16 protein-coding genes and 2 riboswitches are annotated in these 13533 nt (G+C 46.8%); of the genes, 5 read left to right on the forward strand and 11 right to left on the reverse strand.

The features are described from left to right. Positions 1-19: 19 nt before the first annotated feature. The 4 genes from metE to nrdI form a co-directional block, all read right to left on the reverse strand. Positions 20-2302 (reverse strand): 5-methyltetrahydropteroyltriglutamate--homocysteine S-methyltransferase, encoded by a 2283-nt coding sequence (metE, locus tag ACFVS2_RS05410; protein ID WP_390231898.1) that lies wholly within the window; start codon positions 2300-2302, stop codon positions 20-22. Between the two features lie 145 nt (positions 2303-2447). Beyond that, positions 2448-2646: riboswitch (cobalamin riboswitch) on the reverse strand. Between the two features lie 86 nt (positions 2647-2732). After that, entirely contained in the window at positions 2733-3683 is a 951-nt protein-coding gene (gene nrdF / locus ACFVS2_RS05415; protein ID WP_390231901.1) for a class 1b ribonucleoside-diphosphate reductase subunit beta, read from the reverse strand. Positions 3684-3738: 55 nt separating this feature from the next. Then, complete coding sequence (gene nrdE / locus ACFVS2_RS05420) at positions 3739-5823, reverse strand: class 1b ribonucleoside-diphosphate reductase subunit alpha (RefSeq protein ID WP_390231904.1); 2085 nt, start codon at positions 5821-5823, stop codon at positions 3739-3741. Further along, complete coding sequence (gene nrdI, locus ACFVS2_RS05425) at positions 5810-6169, reverse strand: class Ib ribonucleoside-diphosphate reductase assembly flavoprotein NrdI (protein WP_173619445.1); 360 nt, start codon at positions 6167-6169, stop codon at positions 5810-5812. Before nrdI ends, nrdE begins: the two co-directional genes overlap by 14 nt. Positions 6170-6330: 161 nt before the next feature. Further along, a riboswitch (cobalamin riboswitch) is annotated at positions 6331-6529 on the reverse strand. Positions 6530-6699: 170 nt separating this feature from the next. Between nrdI and ACFVS2_RS05430 the strand changes: the two genes are divergently transcribed. Further along, entirely contained in the window at positions 6700-7521 is an 822-nt protein-coding gene (locus ACFVS2_RS05430) for an alpha/beta hydrolase (RefSeq protein WP_390231908.1), read from the forward strand. A 31-nt stretch (positions 7522-7552) separates the two neighbouring features. Here ACFVS2_RS05430 and ACFVS2_RS05435 read toward each other — a convergent pair whose 3' ends face one another. The 4 genes from ACFVS2_RS05435 to tlp all read right to left on the reverse strand — a co-directional run bounded on the left by ACFVS2_RS05435 (position 7553) and on the right by tlp (position 9927). After that, entirely contained in the window at positions 7553-8065 is a 513-nt protein-coding gene (locus tag ACFVS2_RS05435; protein ID WP_173619447.1) for an ACT domain-containing protein, read from the reverse strand. Positions 8066-8104: 39 nt separating this feature from the next. Further along, positions 8105-8434: a hypothetical protein gene (locus ACFVS2_RS05440; RefSeq protein ID WP_390231911.1), complete on the reverse strand. Its 330-nt coding sequence runs from the start codon at positions 8432-8434 to the stop codon at positions 8105-8107. 21 nt (positions 8435-8455) lie between these two features. Then, complete coding sequence (gene mnmA, locus ACFVS2_RS05445) at positions 8456-9568, reverse strand: tRNA 2-thiouridine(34) synthase MnmA (protein WP_390231914.1); 1113 nt, start codon at positions 9566-9568, stop codon at positions 8456-8458. 140 nt (positions 9569-9708) lie between these two features. After that, positions 9709-9927: a small acid-soluble spore protein Tlp gene (gene tlp, locus ACFVS2_RS05450; protein ID WP_007727168.1), complete on the reverse strand. Its 219-nt coding sequence runs from the start codon at positions 9925-9927 to the stop codon at positions 9709-9711. Positions 9928-10051: 124 nt separating this feature from the next. Between tlp and ACFVS2_RS05455 the strand changes: the two genes are divergently transcribed. Then, complete coding sequence (locus tag ACFVS2_RS05455) at positions 10052-10267, forward strand: hypothetical protein (RefSeq protein WP_390231919.1); 216 nt, start codon at positions 10052-10054, stop codon at positions 10265-10267. 3 nt (positions 10268-10270) lie between these two features. Here the strand turns inward: ACFVS2_RS05455 and ACFVS2_RS05460 are convergent, their stop codons facing one another. Continuing rightward, complete coding sequence (locus tag ACFVS2_RS05460) at positions 10271-10621, reverse strand: DUF952 domain-containing protein (RefSeq protein WP_390231923.1); 351 nt, start codon at positions 10619-10621, stop codon at positions 10271-10273. A 19-nt stretch (positions 10622-10640) separates the two neighbouring features. Beyond that, positions 10641-10886, reverse strand: coding sequence for a hypothetical protein (locus tag ACFVS2_RS05465; protein ID WP_390231926.1), 246 nt, complete (start codon positions 10884-10886; stop codon positions 10641-10643). 165 nt (positions 10887-11051) lie between these two features. Between ACFVS2_RS05465 and ACFVS2_RS05470 the strand changes: the two genes are divergently transcribed. Next, positions 11052-12059 carry a glycerophosphodiester phosphodiesterase family protein gene (locus ACFVS2_RS05470; RefSeq protein WP_390231929.1) on the forward strand — a complete coding sequence of 336 codons (1008 nt, stop codon included), beginning with the start codon at positions 11052-11054 and terminating at the stop codon, positions 12057-12059. Between the two features lie 72 nt (positions 12060-12131). Next, entirely contained in the window at positions 12132-12317 is a 186-nt protein-coding gene (locus ACFVS2_RS05475; RefSeq protein WP_015891438.1) for a hypothetical protein, read from the forward strand. Between the two features lie 224 nt (positions 12318-12541). Here ACFVS2_RS05475 and ACFVS2_RS05480 read toward each other — a convergent pair whose 3' ends face one another. Further along, the gene (locus ACFVS2_RS05480; protein ID WP_390231932.1) at positions 12542-13096 is read right to left on the reverse strand and encodes a GNAT family N-acetyltransferase; all 555 of its coding nucleotides are present in this window, start codon (positions 13094-13096) and stop codon (positions 12542-12544) included. 175 nt (positions 13097-13271) lie between these two features. Here ACFVS2_RS05480 and ACFVS2_RS05485 point away from each other — a divergent pair, with 175 nt between their 5' ends. Continuing rightward, complete coding sequence (locus tag ACFVS2_RS05485; protein WP_173619453.1) at positions 13272-13505, forward strand: hypothetical protein; 234 nt, start codon at positions 13272-13274, stop codon at positions 13503-13505. The last annotated feature ends 28 nt before the right edge of the window (positions 13506-13533 follow it).

The following is a 13533-nucleotide window of genomic DNA, read 5'->3' on the forward strand; positions in this document are numbered from 1 at the left end:
CTCATCGTGTGCACCTTCCCTACTGGGCTGTCAAACGACTCCGAATCGCCTTCGTTGCCGCAACCATGTTTCGTAATGACTGAACGGTTTCTTCTCTCCCTCTTGTCTTCAGCCCGCAATCCGGGTTAATCCAAAATTGATCTGGTGGAAGTACTTGTACACCTCGTGCTACCATATCTTCCATTTCTGAGACAGCTGGAATTCGGGGACTATGGATATCGTATACGCCGAGCCCGATACCTTTGTCATACGTACCTGTTTCGAATACAGACACGAGCTCTCCATGGCTGCGTGAAGTTTCAATCGAAATCACATCGGCATCGAGTTCGCTGATGACATCCATGAAATCTTGGAATTCGCAATAGCACATATGTGTATGAATCTGTGTGCTCGGCGCAACGGTAGAGGTCGCTAGACGAAACGCTCTGACAGCCCATTCGAGATAAGCTCCCTGCTCTTCGTTTTTGAGCGGCAATCCTTCGCGCAGCGCTGGTTCATCGACTTGAATCATGAGAATTCCCGCTTCTTCCAAGGCTTCTACTTCTTTTCGCAATGCCAACGCGATTTGCTCGCACACTTCTTGTCTGGAGACATCGACTCGAGCAAACGACCAATTCAGAATGGTTGCTGGGCCAGTTAACATGCCCTTCATTGGTTTGGCGGTCAATGATTTTGCATACACACTTTCTTTGACCGTCATCGGTGCTACAAACTCCACATCTCCGTAAATAATAGGTGGCTTGACGCAGCGCGAGCCATATGACTGAACCCAGCCGTTTTTCGTGAACAAAAAGCCATCGAGCTTTTCGCCAAAATACTCAACCATATCGGTTCGTTCGAACTCACCATGGACGAGGACATCTAGACCGAGCTCTTCTTGTATCTCAATCCATTCCTTGATTTGCGCCTGAATGAAAGCATCGTATTGTTCCACTGTCCAATTCCCTTTTTTAAACTGTTGTCGGGCTTGGCGAACCTCCGCCGTCTGCGGGAAGCTTCCGATTGTAGTAGTTGGCAACAGTGGCAACTTCCACGTATTTTGTTGAATCTCTCGACGTTCGAGATAAGGAACACTTCTTTCAAGTTTTGCTGCAGCTATTTGACGTAAAGCATTCTGCACTCCTCGACGATTCCTCGCTGGAGATAATGCCAGCTTCAGCAAGTCCGCTTCATTTTGGGCGATCTCTTTCGAAATGACATACTTACCATATCGGAATCCTTGGACTAAGAGCTGTACTTCCCCCAGTTTTTCGTCGGCAAACGCCAATGCAGGCATGACTTCCTCTGGCAAGTCGCTCTCTGCTTCAACCGTTACAGGTACATGCAACAAACTACTGGACGGCTGCAGCCACAGCTTTTCGAGTGGTACGATCTCGGAAATTTCTTTGATCAGCTCCCACTTCTCCTCAATGGACGCACGCCATATGTTTCGACCGTCGATGATTCCCGCTCCGAGAATCTTGTCTGCTGGAAACCCGTGTTTTTTCAGATTGGTCAGATTGCGCTTCGCTCCGTGTACAAAATCAAGACCAATTCCTTTTACTGGTAAGGAAATCAGCTCCTCGTACCAATCCACCGCTTCAAAATAGGTTTGCAGCATGCACTGTAGATGTGGTAGTGCTTGACCGATTTGCGCATAGATACGTTTGATGATGGCGCGATCAAGCTCCGATACATCCAGTGCAAATGCAGGCTCATCGATTTGCACCCATTCCACGCCGTGCAGATCCAACTCGCGGAGAACGTCTATGTAAAGCGGAACGAGTTGATCCACGACGATCTCAAATTCGTTTTTCTCATATCCTTTGGACAATTTGACAAACGTATACGGGCCTACAATGACAGGCTTTCCGATGATGCCAAACTTTTCCTTGGCCTCCAAATATGCTTGGAGAGGCTTATTCTCGGTTATGGCTGGTTGTCGTTCACCGAACTCCGGGACGATATAATGGTAGTTCGTGTTAAACCATTTCGTCATTTCGCTGGCGACAGCTTCCTTCGAACCGCGAGCCATGGCGAAGTATGTGGCTAAAGAAACCGGGCCTCCCTTGTATTCATAACGCTTGGGGACCATTCCAAACATCACAGCCATATCCAGCATGTGATCGTAGTACGTAAAGTCACCCACAGGGATCAGCTCGACCCCTTTTTCCTGCTGACGCAACAGGTTTTGGTGACGGATTTGCTCCATTTGCTGTACCAGGCTTTTCTCATCGATAGTGCCTGCCCAAAATGCTTCCAATGCCTTTTTCCACTCCCGGTTCTTCCCGATCCGTGGATATCCCAAATTGCTGCTTTTCATGAGCTTCCTCTCCATTCTTTATTCGATCTTGACTTGAATCCGCCCAATAAAAAAGGCATCTCCAACGATCAAAAAGAACGTTAGAAATGCCAAATAAGCACTGAGATCACAGCATCCTAACACCTCCCTATCTCCCGTAGGTTAAGCAGTGTCGTCGAAACAGGCAGGTCTCCTGACTTTGGGATCATCATCTGCACATGCCTTCCCAATCCGTTTGGATCAGTGGCTGATAAATGTGCCGACTCCCCTCATACAGTGGCGGGACCGTGTCGGATTCTAACCGACTTCCCTTTTCATCCTTGGTCGATCTTGATAACCAAAGAACCTGTTCCCACTCTTATGAAGTTATCGTGGTTCTGTGAAGTGCCCCAGTAAACTAGCAGGGCAGCATACTGTTCATACAGTAACACAGAATCCATTTTTTGTCATACTAAAATTTAAAATCATCATCGGTCAACGGCTCTACGTTTAGCGTGCGGACATAACCATTTCCTTTTTTCGAGAAGAAGTCATGCTGCTTCGTCTGCGTTCGAATACCGTTCAGTACGATCGGGTTCACTTCTTCCTCCGGGAATAGCGGATCCAGCCCCAGATTCATCAAAGCCTTGTTCGCATTATAGCGCACGTACACATGAACATCTTCAGCCAATCCGATTTCCGTATACAACGAAGTCGTATAGGCCTCTTCATTTTCTTGCAGCTCGTGCAAAAGGGCATACAGTTCCTCTTTTGCTGCGGCCTGCTCGACCACACTCAGACCTTGATAGACTTCTTGCGCGAGAACGCCGACATAGAGTCCGTGGATGCTCTCGTCGCGAACAATCAGATCGATAATTTCCCCGCTGCTTGTCATCTTGCCTTGCCCCGCCAAATAGAGCGGATAGAAGAAGCCGCTATAAAACAGATAGCTTTCCAGGAAGACGGACGCTACCATCGCCATGTATAAGTCTTTCGGTTTCTCAATTTCTTGATAGCGTTTCGAGATGAGGGCCGCTTTCTTTTGCAGATGTGGATTGTTTTCTACCCACGAAAAAATACCGTCAATCTCTTCTATCGATGCCAGCGTTGTAAAAATACTGCTGTACGATTTGGCATGGATTTGCTCCATCATGCCCATGAAGGCGAGAACCGCTTTTCTTTGTAGTCCATCGACATGCTCCATGATCTTCGGCATCCCTACTCCACCCTGAACCGTATCTAGCAAGGTGAGACCGCCCAATACTTTTTTATATGTGTCGCGTTCAGTCGCACTGAGCTCCATCCAGGACATCTTGTCATCTGACAGCGGAATCTCATCATCCGTCCAGAACTGCATGATGTTTTGATTCCAAAACGTCATTGTAAAATCGTCGTCCGGCCTGTTCCAATTGACTGCTTTCATATGGCGTTCCTCTTCTCTATTTGCTTGATGCTTTTCCATTTATAAATCGAGTTCACTAAATAGCGCAGCTAATGCACTCTTCTACAGTCAAATGCTTCGTACGGGTATAGTAGAGTGACTTCAGACCTTTTTTCGCTGCGTAAATGTAATAGCGAGCCAGTTCTCTGGTTGAAATATTGCTGTTCACGTGCAGCACTGTCGAAATTCCTTGGTCGATGTGCTCTTGAATTTCGGCAATCAGATCAATCACTTTGAATTGATCGATTACATACGCCGATTTGTAGTAAAAATAGTTTTCCTGCGACAAGTACGGCATTGGGTAATACGTCGTCGAGTTGGCATACGTTCTCGTTTCGATATGCTCAACGATTGGCATCACACTAGAAGTCGCATTCTGAATGTAGGAAATGCTCTGTGTCGGTGCAATTGCCAAACGGTACGCATGGTAAACGCCATGCTTTTGCACCTTTTGTTGTAGTTCCGCCCAATCCTCTGGCGTCGGAATGTGCATTCCTTCAAAGAGAAGCTTTGCTTTTTCCGTCCGCGGGCTGTAATCGTTCGTCAAGTACTTGTTAAAATAAGTGCCTTTTGCATATTCCGATTGTTCAAAGCCCAAGAAGGTATTGCCTGTTTCCTTGGCGATTTCCATGCTTTTTTCCAAGGAGTAGAAGTTCATCATCATGAAAAACGTACGAGCGAAATCCTTGGCTTCTTCACTTTCGTAAGCGATTCTGTTCTTTGCCAGATAACCGTTCAGGTTCATCGCACCAAGCCCTACGGAGTGCAACTCACGGTTTGCCTTTTGAACGCCTGGAGCGTTTTCTACACGCGTCATGTCACTCACGGATGTAATGGCTTCGATTCCTTCGTGGACGGATTCACGGATCATTTTGCGTTCCATCACGTTGACGATATTGAGCGATGCCAGATTGCAGCTAATATCGCGACGAATAATATCCATCTCGCCGTAATTGGTAATCGTCGAAGTCTCCTGCAACTGGAAGATTTCCGTGCACAGGTTGGACATTTTCACTGAACCGAGATCTTTCAGTGCATGGTTGTCGTTCGCATTCGTTTTGTTCATGATGTACGGATAGCCCGATTCCATTTGAATCATCGCGATTTTGGTCAACATCTCGCGTGCGCTCATGACGGTCTTTTTCTTGATGCGATCGTTTGCCAAGAGCTCCTCGTACATATCATCGAGGTCCATATCATCCAGATGCACGCCGTATTCTTTGTACACGGAGTACGGAGCAAACACATTCAATGGCTTGTTTTCCTCAGCCAGCTTGTAGAACACGTTTGGTACGATCAGGCCGATGGACAACGTTTTGATGCGTGCTTTTTCATCGGCATTGATCTTTTTGCAATCGAGAAACTCATTGATATCCCAGCCGAAGATGTTGTAGTACGCTGCGCCTGAGCCTTTGCGTTGCCCCATTTGATCCGCGTAGGAAAATGCATCCTCCAACAGCTTGAGAACGGGCATAACACCTTTTGCTGCGCCCTCGACTCCTTTGATCGGCTCTCCTCGTCCGCGAAGCTTGGACAGGTTCACAGCTACACCGCCGCCAATTTTGGATAGCTGCATACAAGTTCCCAAAATAAAGTTGATGGAGTTCAGTGAATCATCCATTTCGAGCAAGAAGCAGGAGACCATTTCTCCACGGCGGCTTTTGCCTGCGTTCAGGAAGGTTGGTGTCGCCGGCTGCAAGCGTTGATCCATCATGGAGACCGTTAAATGCTTGGCGAGCTCAAAGTCACCTTGTCCAAGGGACAGTGCCACTACGGCCACCCGGTCTGGATACTGCTCCAAGTACATCGATTTATCGTTCGTTTTCAAGGCGTAATCTTTATAAAATTTGGAGATAGCCATGTACGAAGCAAATTGAAAATCAGCGTCATAGGCCAAACGGAAAACTTCATCGACCTGCTCAACAGTGTATGTTTCATAGACGTTTTCATAGAAGTCATTCTCGATCAAATAGTCCATGCGTTCTTTGACACTGCCAAAAGTCATCGTGTTGGACTGCACTTCTTCCATGAAGACCGCAACCGCTTCCCGATCCTTTTCCAGTTGATAAAATCCGTCGTTGCCACGCTGCATCAGTTCGTTGTTCAATTCAATATGCCGCAATTGCTGCCACCCCACTCGTAAATTGTTCCACGTCACGGCCGGTACCGGACAGTTCAAATTTAGAAATCACCGGAACGCCATATAGGCTCGCGATCGTATCCGCGCTTTTGGCAAAGCTGGTTCCCCAGTTGCGGTTACCGCTGGCAGATACTCCGCGCAGATTGACATGATTTCGCTTCAGGAACGTCGCCACCTTCTCCGGCACTTGTCCGAATCCCGTCGTGTATGTTATCAAAATGAACGGCTCGTCCAGCACCATTTCTTGATTAATTTCCACATGTGGCAAATTAATTTTGTTGACGAATCTTCGGACGTTTCCTGTTTTTGAATCATAAGCGATTAACATGTCCCTCATCCTATCCTGCTATTTTTACTCTGTATGTATGTTATTTAGCCAAAGTAAAAGCGCATCCGACGTTTACATGCCGAATGCGCGTGATGACTTCCATCTAGCAATTCGCCAAGGCGAATTGAGCGCTCGAACACTTCCCTATCTCCCGTAGGTTAAACAGTGCAAGCGGTTAGGCAGGTCTCCTGGCTCTGGATCATCGCTCCATTTCCACCTTCCCGATCGGTCATGATCAGTGGCATTCTTTCGCAAATGGAACTCTCTCATTACAGTGGCGGGACCGCGTCGGATTCTCACCGACTTCCCTATTAAGTCTACCAAATCTGGCTGGTAAACACCTTACCGCATCAATATGTAGTTGGTAAAACTTACTTTACCTCAATATATCGTAGGAGTCAAGCTCAGTATGCGCTCTTTTCGAAAACTAACTATTCTCCTTTTTCGGCTATTGCCAATCTCTGGTTCTCGTTCATATAATAGATTTTGTGCGTGTTGGTTAGCCATGGAAAGATTGGAGAGTAGCCCTCATGAAAAGCACCGACTATCAACCTGTCGTCATTCCTCGTTCTTACAGTAAAATCATGACTTATCAAGAGCGTGACTATCACATTTTCGTAAGTATACCTGCCGATCCCCCTCCGGAATCAGGCTTTCCCGTCATATATTTGCTAGATGGTAACTCTGTTTTTGCAACTATGACCGAAGCGATACGGATACAATCACGTGGCCCTGAACGAACCGGCGTGTATCCTGCTATCGTCGTCGGGATTGGGTATCCAACGGACGGTCCGTACCATCCTACTCGTTTCTTTGATTACACGTATGAAGTTCCCGCCTCAGAGCTTCCTGGCAACCCAAAAGGAGCCGACTGGCCTCAGATGGGGGGAGCGGAGCAGTTCCTCACCTTTTTGGAGGAGGAACTCAAGCCTAGTATCGAAAACGACTTCCCTATCGATCGGACGCAGCAAGCGATTTTTGGACATTCGCTAGGTGGCTTGTTTGTCTTGCATGTACTTTTGTCGAGACCACACGCTTTTCAGCGGTATATAGCTGGCAGTCCCTCGATCCACTGGAATGAGAGCGTGCTGCTTGCGAAGGAGAGTCAATTGCCTGGCCTGCTGACAGATGAGCTCGACGTCCATGCGCTTCTGACCATCGGAGAGTTGGAAAACGATGGGCGATTCTTGGTCAAAGAAAATTCTCTGGCGATGATCGAGCGATTGTCCACCATGGGCAAAGGTCAGATCAAGGCTTCCTTTAAAGAATTTGCTGACGAAAATCATTCGTCTGTCTTACCAGTCTTAATTAACCAGGGACTCAAATTCGCTACGAAAAAAACTGCCCGCTAAAAACGGGCAGTTTTTGTTTATCATGACTCGTTTACTGTAGAGATAACACTTTGGTGATTTGGGGCAGCTCTTCGATGGCAGATACAATCGTCGGTGTAATCTCTTCATCGGTCACAGAGATAAGCAGGGCATTCTTCCCTTTTTGCTCGCGCGATACATTTAACTTGGAAACATTGATTTGATGTTCGGCCAGTTTTCGTGAGACATCATAAATCACACCTGGATAATCGATATGGCGAACCAACAATCCATGGGCCCCTGGAGGTATGCGACACGCGCAGTAATTGATTTCACTGATGTACACTTCTCTCCAATCTTGCGCGAAGGTGTACTTGTTCGCTCCTACACGCAAAACCGCCAAATGATTCGCATATTCGCCGGAGCTGTTTTGGACAGGAACCTTCGTCCCGAGTCCTTCCACTAACAGCGTTGCGATTCCCTCTTTATTTTCATGAGCAAGAATACTTAATTGTGCACCCGCTAACTCTGGCTCGAGTCTTCGAATCAGTTCAGCTAGCTCACGCAGTCCAGCATATTGGGTCATGTGATGCCTTCACTCTCCCAGTCAGGTTTATCCTTGTTTTTACGGCAGAATCCATGCTTCCGGCTCTTTCTTGATGGAGGATTCGTTATCAGCACGATACCAAGCCGTCAACGTTTGCCCATCTTTCGAATAGTAGATTCGGTAGATGGTATTGCCTTTTCCGCTGTTAGTAAAAGGACTTTCCTCCAGCGGAACCGCTGTCACTCCACCTGTGGTAACAACCCCACCGTTCTCCTTGATGACGTTTTGAATCGTCGCCATATGCTCCTTACCCAAGGAGGCCATCCCGAAATAAGAGATGATCGCCAAGAGAACCGCTCCCGCCAAAAACGAAACGATAATCACTTTTGATTTTTTCGTAGCATCCACCGAGTGCTTCCCCCGTCTATCTTAGTTCTCTTTATCGACTAAGCGTACCTTGTCAATCGTACCGCCACCCAAGCATACTTCCCCATCATAGAAGACGACAGCCTGACCAGGTGTCACTGCTTTTTGCGGCTGATCAAATACAACTTCTACGGTGCCATCCTCCAGCAGGTGAACGGTTACTCCCTGATCTGGCTGGCGATAACGGAATTTCGCTGTACAAGTAAACGTTTCAGAAGGTTTCTTAGCACTCACCCAGCTAACGTTGGTCGCCAAGAGACTCTTCGAGTACAGACGGATATGATCAGAGCCTTCACCTACGATCAGGACATTCCGCTCCAGATCTTTGTCTACAACAAACCAAGGCTGTCCGCTCGTGCCATGACCTCCGCCTATTCCTAAGCCTTGTCGTTGACCCAATGTATAGTACATCAGTCCGTCGTGCGTACCGATGACTGCTCCATCTACGGTCTCGATATTTCCTGGTTTGGCAGGCAAATAATTTTGCAGGAAGTCGCGGAAGTTGCGCTCCCCAATAAAGCAGATCCCTGTACTGTCCTTCTTTTTCGCTGTATAGAGTCCTGCTTTCTCTGCGATCTCCCTTACTTGAGGTTTCGGGAGATGGCCAATCGGGAACAACGTTTTGGATAGCTGTTCTTGGCCCAATACATTCAAGAAGTAAGTCTGGTCCTTGTTGTTGTCAGCGCCACGAATCAGCTTATACTCGCCATCGATGTACTTGACCTGCGCGTAATGGCCGGTAGCAATATAATCCGCCCCTAGATCCATGACCTTGGCGAGAAGCTCACCGAACTTGATTTCACGGTTGCACATGACATCCGGATTCGGTGTACGTCCCCCTTTATATTCATCCAAAAAATACTGGAATACCTTGTCCATGTATTCTTTTTCAAAGTTTACCGTGTAATATGGAATGCCGATCTGTTCACAGACGCGCCGGACATCCTGGAAGTCTTCTTCCGCCGTGCAGTGGCCGAATTCATCGGTATCATCCCAGTTTTTCATGAAGATGCCGATGACGTCATATCCCTGTTGCTTAAGCAGGTAAGCCGTCACGGAGGAGTCGACCCCGCCGGACATGCCGACAACGACGCGTGTATCTTCTGGTCGCTTCATAAGTCTTTCTCCTCTTTTTCAATTTGTACCATTACAGATTACCATGTTTCGCAAAACAAATCATGTTTTGTTGCACTTTTGCCCGATAGAATGAAAAAAACGCCTGACGCGTAGTTGGCGCCAGACGTTCGGTAGCAAGGTTAAGCCTGCGAAGATTCATCCTTGATTTCCGCGCGATATCCCTCGATGCTTTCTTCACGACGCTGATTCTTTGCTTCGAGGGTTGCTTTTTCCTCAGCAGAAATCTCCCCAGCATGAGCCGTCAGGTAATCCTCGGACTCACGAATGTTCTCTTCCGTATTGGAAATCATCTGTTGAAGCTTTTCTGCGTTGTCAGAACGGTCATCCGGCTTCGCCATAATCGATACGCCTCCTACAAAGGGTTATATTCAACACCTTTACCATTGTGCGCCAATCATGGTTTCTTTATGTACCCGTGTTATAATAGAAGAAACGGATTAAACGAAAAAGAGGGTTTCAACTATGGCTTCCTTAGATTTGTTGGAAAGAAAGCTGCTTCGGATCATATCTGATATAGATCCCGTCCGCCTGAAACGACAATGGGTGAAGGGGCAAAAGGTACCTGAATCCAAAGTGGAACAGCGCATGCGAATCGATCTTCTCTTGCGCAGACTCGACAAGCTACCTGAGGCCAAGCGTCAAGAAGTGCTTGCGCTACTCAAATGGTTTAACTGGTAGAGATTAACGGATAGACATTCCCAGACGCCACTGGCCGTCTATCCGATTCATTTGCTTCCTATCCACAATCGCATCTTTATTCAACGGTCCATAGATGTGCGGATACAACAATCCATCCTTCGCAGCCTCGTATTTGACTTCCGAAGTCGTCTTCGTTTCATCGATAACGAGTACATACAACTCCTCGTCAAACTGTGCGTAGACGCGGTTTGCTACCTTTTCAAGCAGCTCGTCCCCTTTCGTCGCGTGAATGAAGCCTTCCTGCTCGTAATCGCGCGGTAAGTAGTGATCCTTGTCCATCCACTTTTCCCAGTATGTTTTTGGTACCATGCAGTAAATGATAGAGTCTCGCATGTTTCTCCTCCGAATTCGATTATTTTTTTGGCATTGCTTTGTTCAGGTGACGCATAGCTTTATCATAGAACATCTGATCCATTCGCCCCTGATCATATCGCCATTGAATGAAGTTACGCAGAGAGTGCAAATCCACCCAGGCATCCTTCGCTTGCGGATTGTGTTCAGGTACCTCTCCCGTTATTTCACCCTCGTAGACAAGCTTCGCCATCTCGATTGGGTGCATACCGATCTGATAAGCGATTTGGTGTAAAGCTATTTTCATGGAACCTCCCCTTGCTCTTCATGGGATACATCTTATCTTCCGTCTATTGTGCCAGTCTTTTCGAATGATGCCAAGCCCCTAGCACTACTCCCAAAGGATGTACCTTCCTCTCTTGCGTTTTGCTACAATGAACAGAGTATTTGAAGGAAGGGGCGGTATCCCATCATGTCAAAACAACGAGATCAACCACGAAAGAAATGGTTCCAGCGAAAACGCATCTGGATTCCCCTTCTTTTCATCGCTTTCCTGTTTTTGGGTAACAGCTCTTATCTTGCAAAAGAGCCAGAAGGCGAGCCTTTTTTACTTGCTCATCGCGGGATGGCACAAACCTTTCATATGGAGAACATCACCAATGAAACGTGTACGGCGGAACGGATTTATCCACCGGAGCATCCGTACCTGGAAAATACGATTCCGTCCATGCAGGCGGCTTTTGATGCAGGCGCGGACGTTGTCGAGCTCGATGTACAATGGACGAAAGACAATCGATTCGCCGTGTTTCATGACTGGACGCTCGACTGTCGGACAAATGGTACCGGAGTCACGAGAGATTATACCTTGGCCGAATTACAACAGCTCGACATTGGCTACCATTATACAGCGGACGAAGGGAAAACCTTCCCCTTCCGTGGAAAAGGGATTGGCATGATGCCCTCTCTCGATGATGTGCTACAAACATTCCCTGATCGCTCGCTGCTTATCCATATCAAAAGCAATGACCCACTCGAGGGGAAAGCGCTGGCGGATGTTTTGGCAAAATTACCTGCAAAACGACTGGCACAGCTCTCTGTTTATGGCGGTGACAAGCCAATCGAGACATTGAAAGAGCAAGTGCCCAAGCTGCGTGTGATGTCTATGGCGACTATGAAAAGCTGCCTGATCCCGTACATCGCAACAGGTTGGTCCGGATATGTACCGGAAGCCTGTGCGCAAACCCAATTGCATATTCCTGATCAGATTGCCCCATGGCTCTGGGGTTGGCCGAATCGGTTCATGGCAAGAATGGAAGCAGAAGACACCCGCGTGATCCTGGTTGCAGGCAGTGGCGATGTGTCGCAAGGCTTTGATGTTGTGACTGATTTAAAACGAGTCCCAGCAAGCTTTACAGGGGGAATATGGACGAACCGGATTGATCTGATCGGTCCAGCCTTTCACGAAAACGTAGAAAAATAATGAAACGATTTTCTAACATATTCGTATATACTTATACGGAATAGACTTCCAACCTAACTAGGAGTGATTGATATGCTCAAAAAGCTTTTAAAAAATTTACTCGGTAATCACTCATCTTCGCATAAGCACCGGAAATACAGCAGCAGCGATTACAAGCATCGGAGAAAATACAGCTCTAGCAATCGGTACGGGCATTCCCATTACGGCAGCTCTCATTATAAAAGAAAGCGCTCCAGCCGTAGCTTCTTCAGCAGTTAAACAACTGTTTAACAGATGATCAGACAACAAAACTCCGCTGACGCTTGCGGAGTTTTTTCATTTATCGAGATATGATTTCTACGAAACGATCCAGTGGCAATGCATGTACGGTTCTGTTTTTCTGGCCGACCCGCACTCCTTTTACATCCGTAATCGCATTTTACGTACTCGGGATACCTCTCCCGATAAGCACGCCATATTCTCTCGCTCGTTTTCTCGTCATGCTACTCTCCTGTCATTTTGAATCTTCCCATAATAACGGTGTTGTAGTAATTGCCATCAGAAAGAACTTTGTCGTTTTTGAGTACCCCTTCGATTTCAAAGCCAAACCGTTTGTACAGCTCAATTGCCTTCTCATTCGTTTCCATTACATTCAACGTCATTTTGGTGATGTGGTTGGCGTCTGCCCAAGCAACCGATTCTTGCAAGAGATTCTTCCCAATGCCATAACCCCAGAACTCTTGCAAGACGCATACACCAAACTCTACTTTGTGCGCAAATCTGTTTAAGTAAACACCTGCACATCTGGAAAACCCGACAATCCGATCCTGTACAACAGCAACTAAAAACAAGTTTCTTGGACTTTCTGCATCCGTATGGATGATGTGTTCGAATCCTTGCACATCGATGAAAGCCTCTCCTCTTTCTCTGTCCAAATTTTCAGTCTCTCCATCGATTTGCAGTCGCAGTTCCGACAACTGTTGTGCATCTGTTTCCATTGCAGAGCGAATCGTGTAGGATAACCCGTTCACAGAAAGTAGTTGTTGGCTGATTATCATCATTTTTCTCCTATTGGTAAAATTTTGGTCTTTTATTCTATCATAGGTAGAAGTTTTTGTGAATCTTCTCTCTTCATATGGAGAGAGGGCACAAATTTGTTTACATAATATTTATTATGTTCATTTATACGGCAGACTATGGATATGCTACAATATGGGAAAGGAGCGTGCTCGCATGAATTTTTCCAAATCATTTTATTATACGGTCGACCATTCCAAGGTAGAGGAATATAAGAAGATGCTCGATCTAATGAAAATCCCCTACATCGTGGAAGCTCCGATCGTCTTGCTGAATCAAGGAGCGAATGAATACTCCTTCGTTTTTCCTAACATGTCAGGTCGTCTTTATGGAATGGTGAGCAAGTTATTTCAAACGGATGGGAAGCCATATCCGAAGAATGGAAAATAGGCAAAAAAAAGGACCCAACAATTGGGTC

The organism is Brevibacillus sp. NPDC058079 (genome assembly GCF_042885155.1).
GTDB lineage: Bacteria > Bacillota > Bacilli > Brevibacillales > Brevibacillaceae > Brevibacillus.

Bases quoted from the DNA above. Each gene is read 5' to 3' on its own strand.
- metE (WP_390231898.1), bottom strand. From the start codon at position 2,302: ATGAAAAGCAGCAATTTGGGATATCCACGGATCGGGAAGAACCGGGAG.
- nrdF (WP_390231901.1), bottom strand. From the start codon at position 3,683: ATGAAAGCAGTCAATTGGAACAGGCCGGACGACGATTTTACAATGACG.
- nrdI (WP_173619445.1), bottom strand. From the start codon at position 6,169: ATGTTAATCGCTTATGATTCAAAAACAGGAAACGTCCGAAGATTCGTC.
- ACFVS2_RS05430 (WP_390231908.1), top strand. From the start codon at position 6,700: ATGAAAAGCACCGACTATCAACCTGTCGTCATTCCTCGTTCTTACAGT.
- ACFVS2_RS05435 (WP_173619447.1), bottom strand. From the start codon at position 8,065: ATGACCCAATATGCTGGACTGCGTGAGCTAGCTGAACTGATTCGAAGA.
- mnmA (WP_390231914.1), bottom strand. From the start codon at position 9,568: ATGAAGCGACCAGAAGATACACGCGTCGTTGTCGGCATGTCCGGCGGG.
- tlp (WP_007727168.1), bottom strand. From the start codon at position 9,927: ATGGCGAAGCCGGATGACCGTTCTGACAACGCAGAAAAGCTTCAACAG.
- ACFVS2_RS05455 (WP_390231919.1), top strand. From the start codon at position 10,052: ATGGCTTCCTTAGATTTGTTGGAAAGAAAGCTGCTTCGGATCATATCT.
- ACFVS2_RS05460 (WP_390231923.1), bottom strand. From the start codon at position 10,621: ATGCGAGACTCTATCATTTACTGCATGGTACCAAAAACATACTGGGAA.
- ACFVS2_RS05465 (WP_390231926.1), bottom strand. From the start codon at position 10,886: ATGAAAATAGCTTTACACCAAATCGCTTATCAGATCGGTATGCACCCA.
- ACFVS2_RS05470 (WP_390231929.1), top strand. From the start codon at position 11,052: ATGTCAAAACAACGAGATCAACCACGAAAGAAATGGTTCCAGCGAAAA.
- ACFVS2_RS05475 (WP_015891438.1), top strand. From the start codon at position 12,132: ATGCTCAAAAAGCTTTTAAAAAATTTACTCGGTAATCACTCATCTTCG.
- ACFVS2_RS05480 (WP_390231932.1), bottom strand. From the start codon at position 13,096: ATGATAATCAGCCAACAACTACTTTCTGTGAACGGGTTATCCTACACG.
- ACFVS2_RS05485 (WP_173619453.1), top strand. From the start codon at position 13,272: ATGAATTTTTCCAAATCATTTTATTATACGGTCGACCATTCCAAGGTA.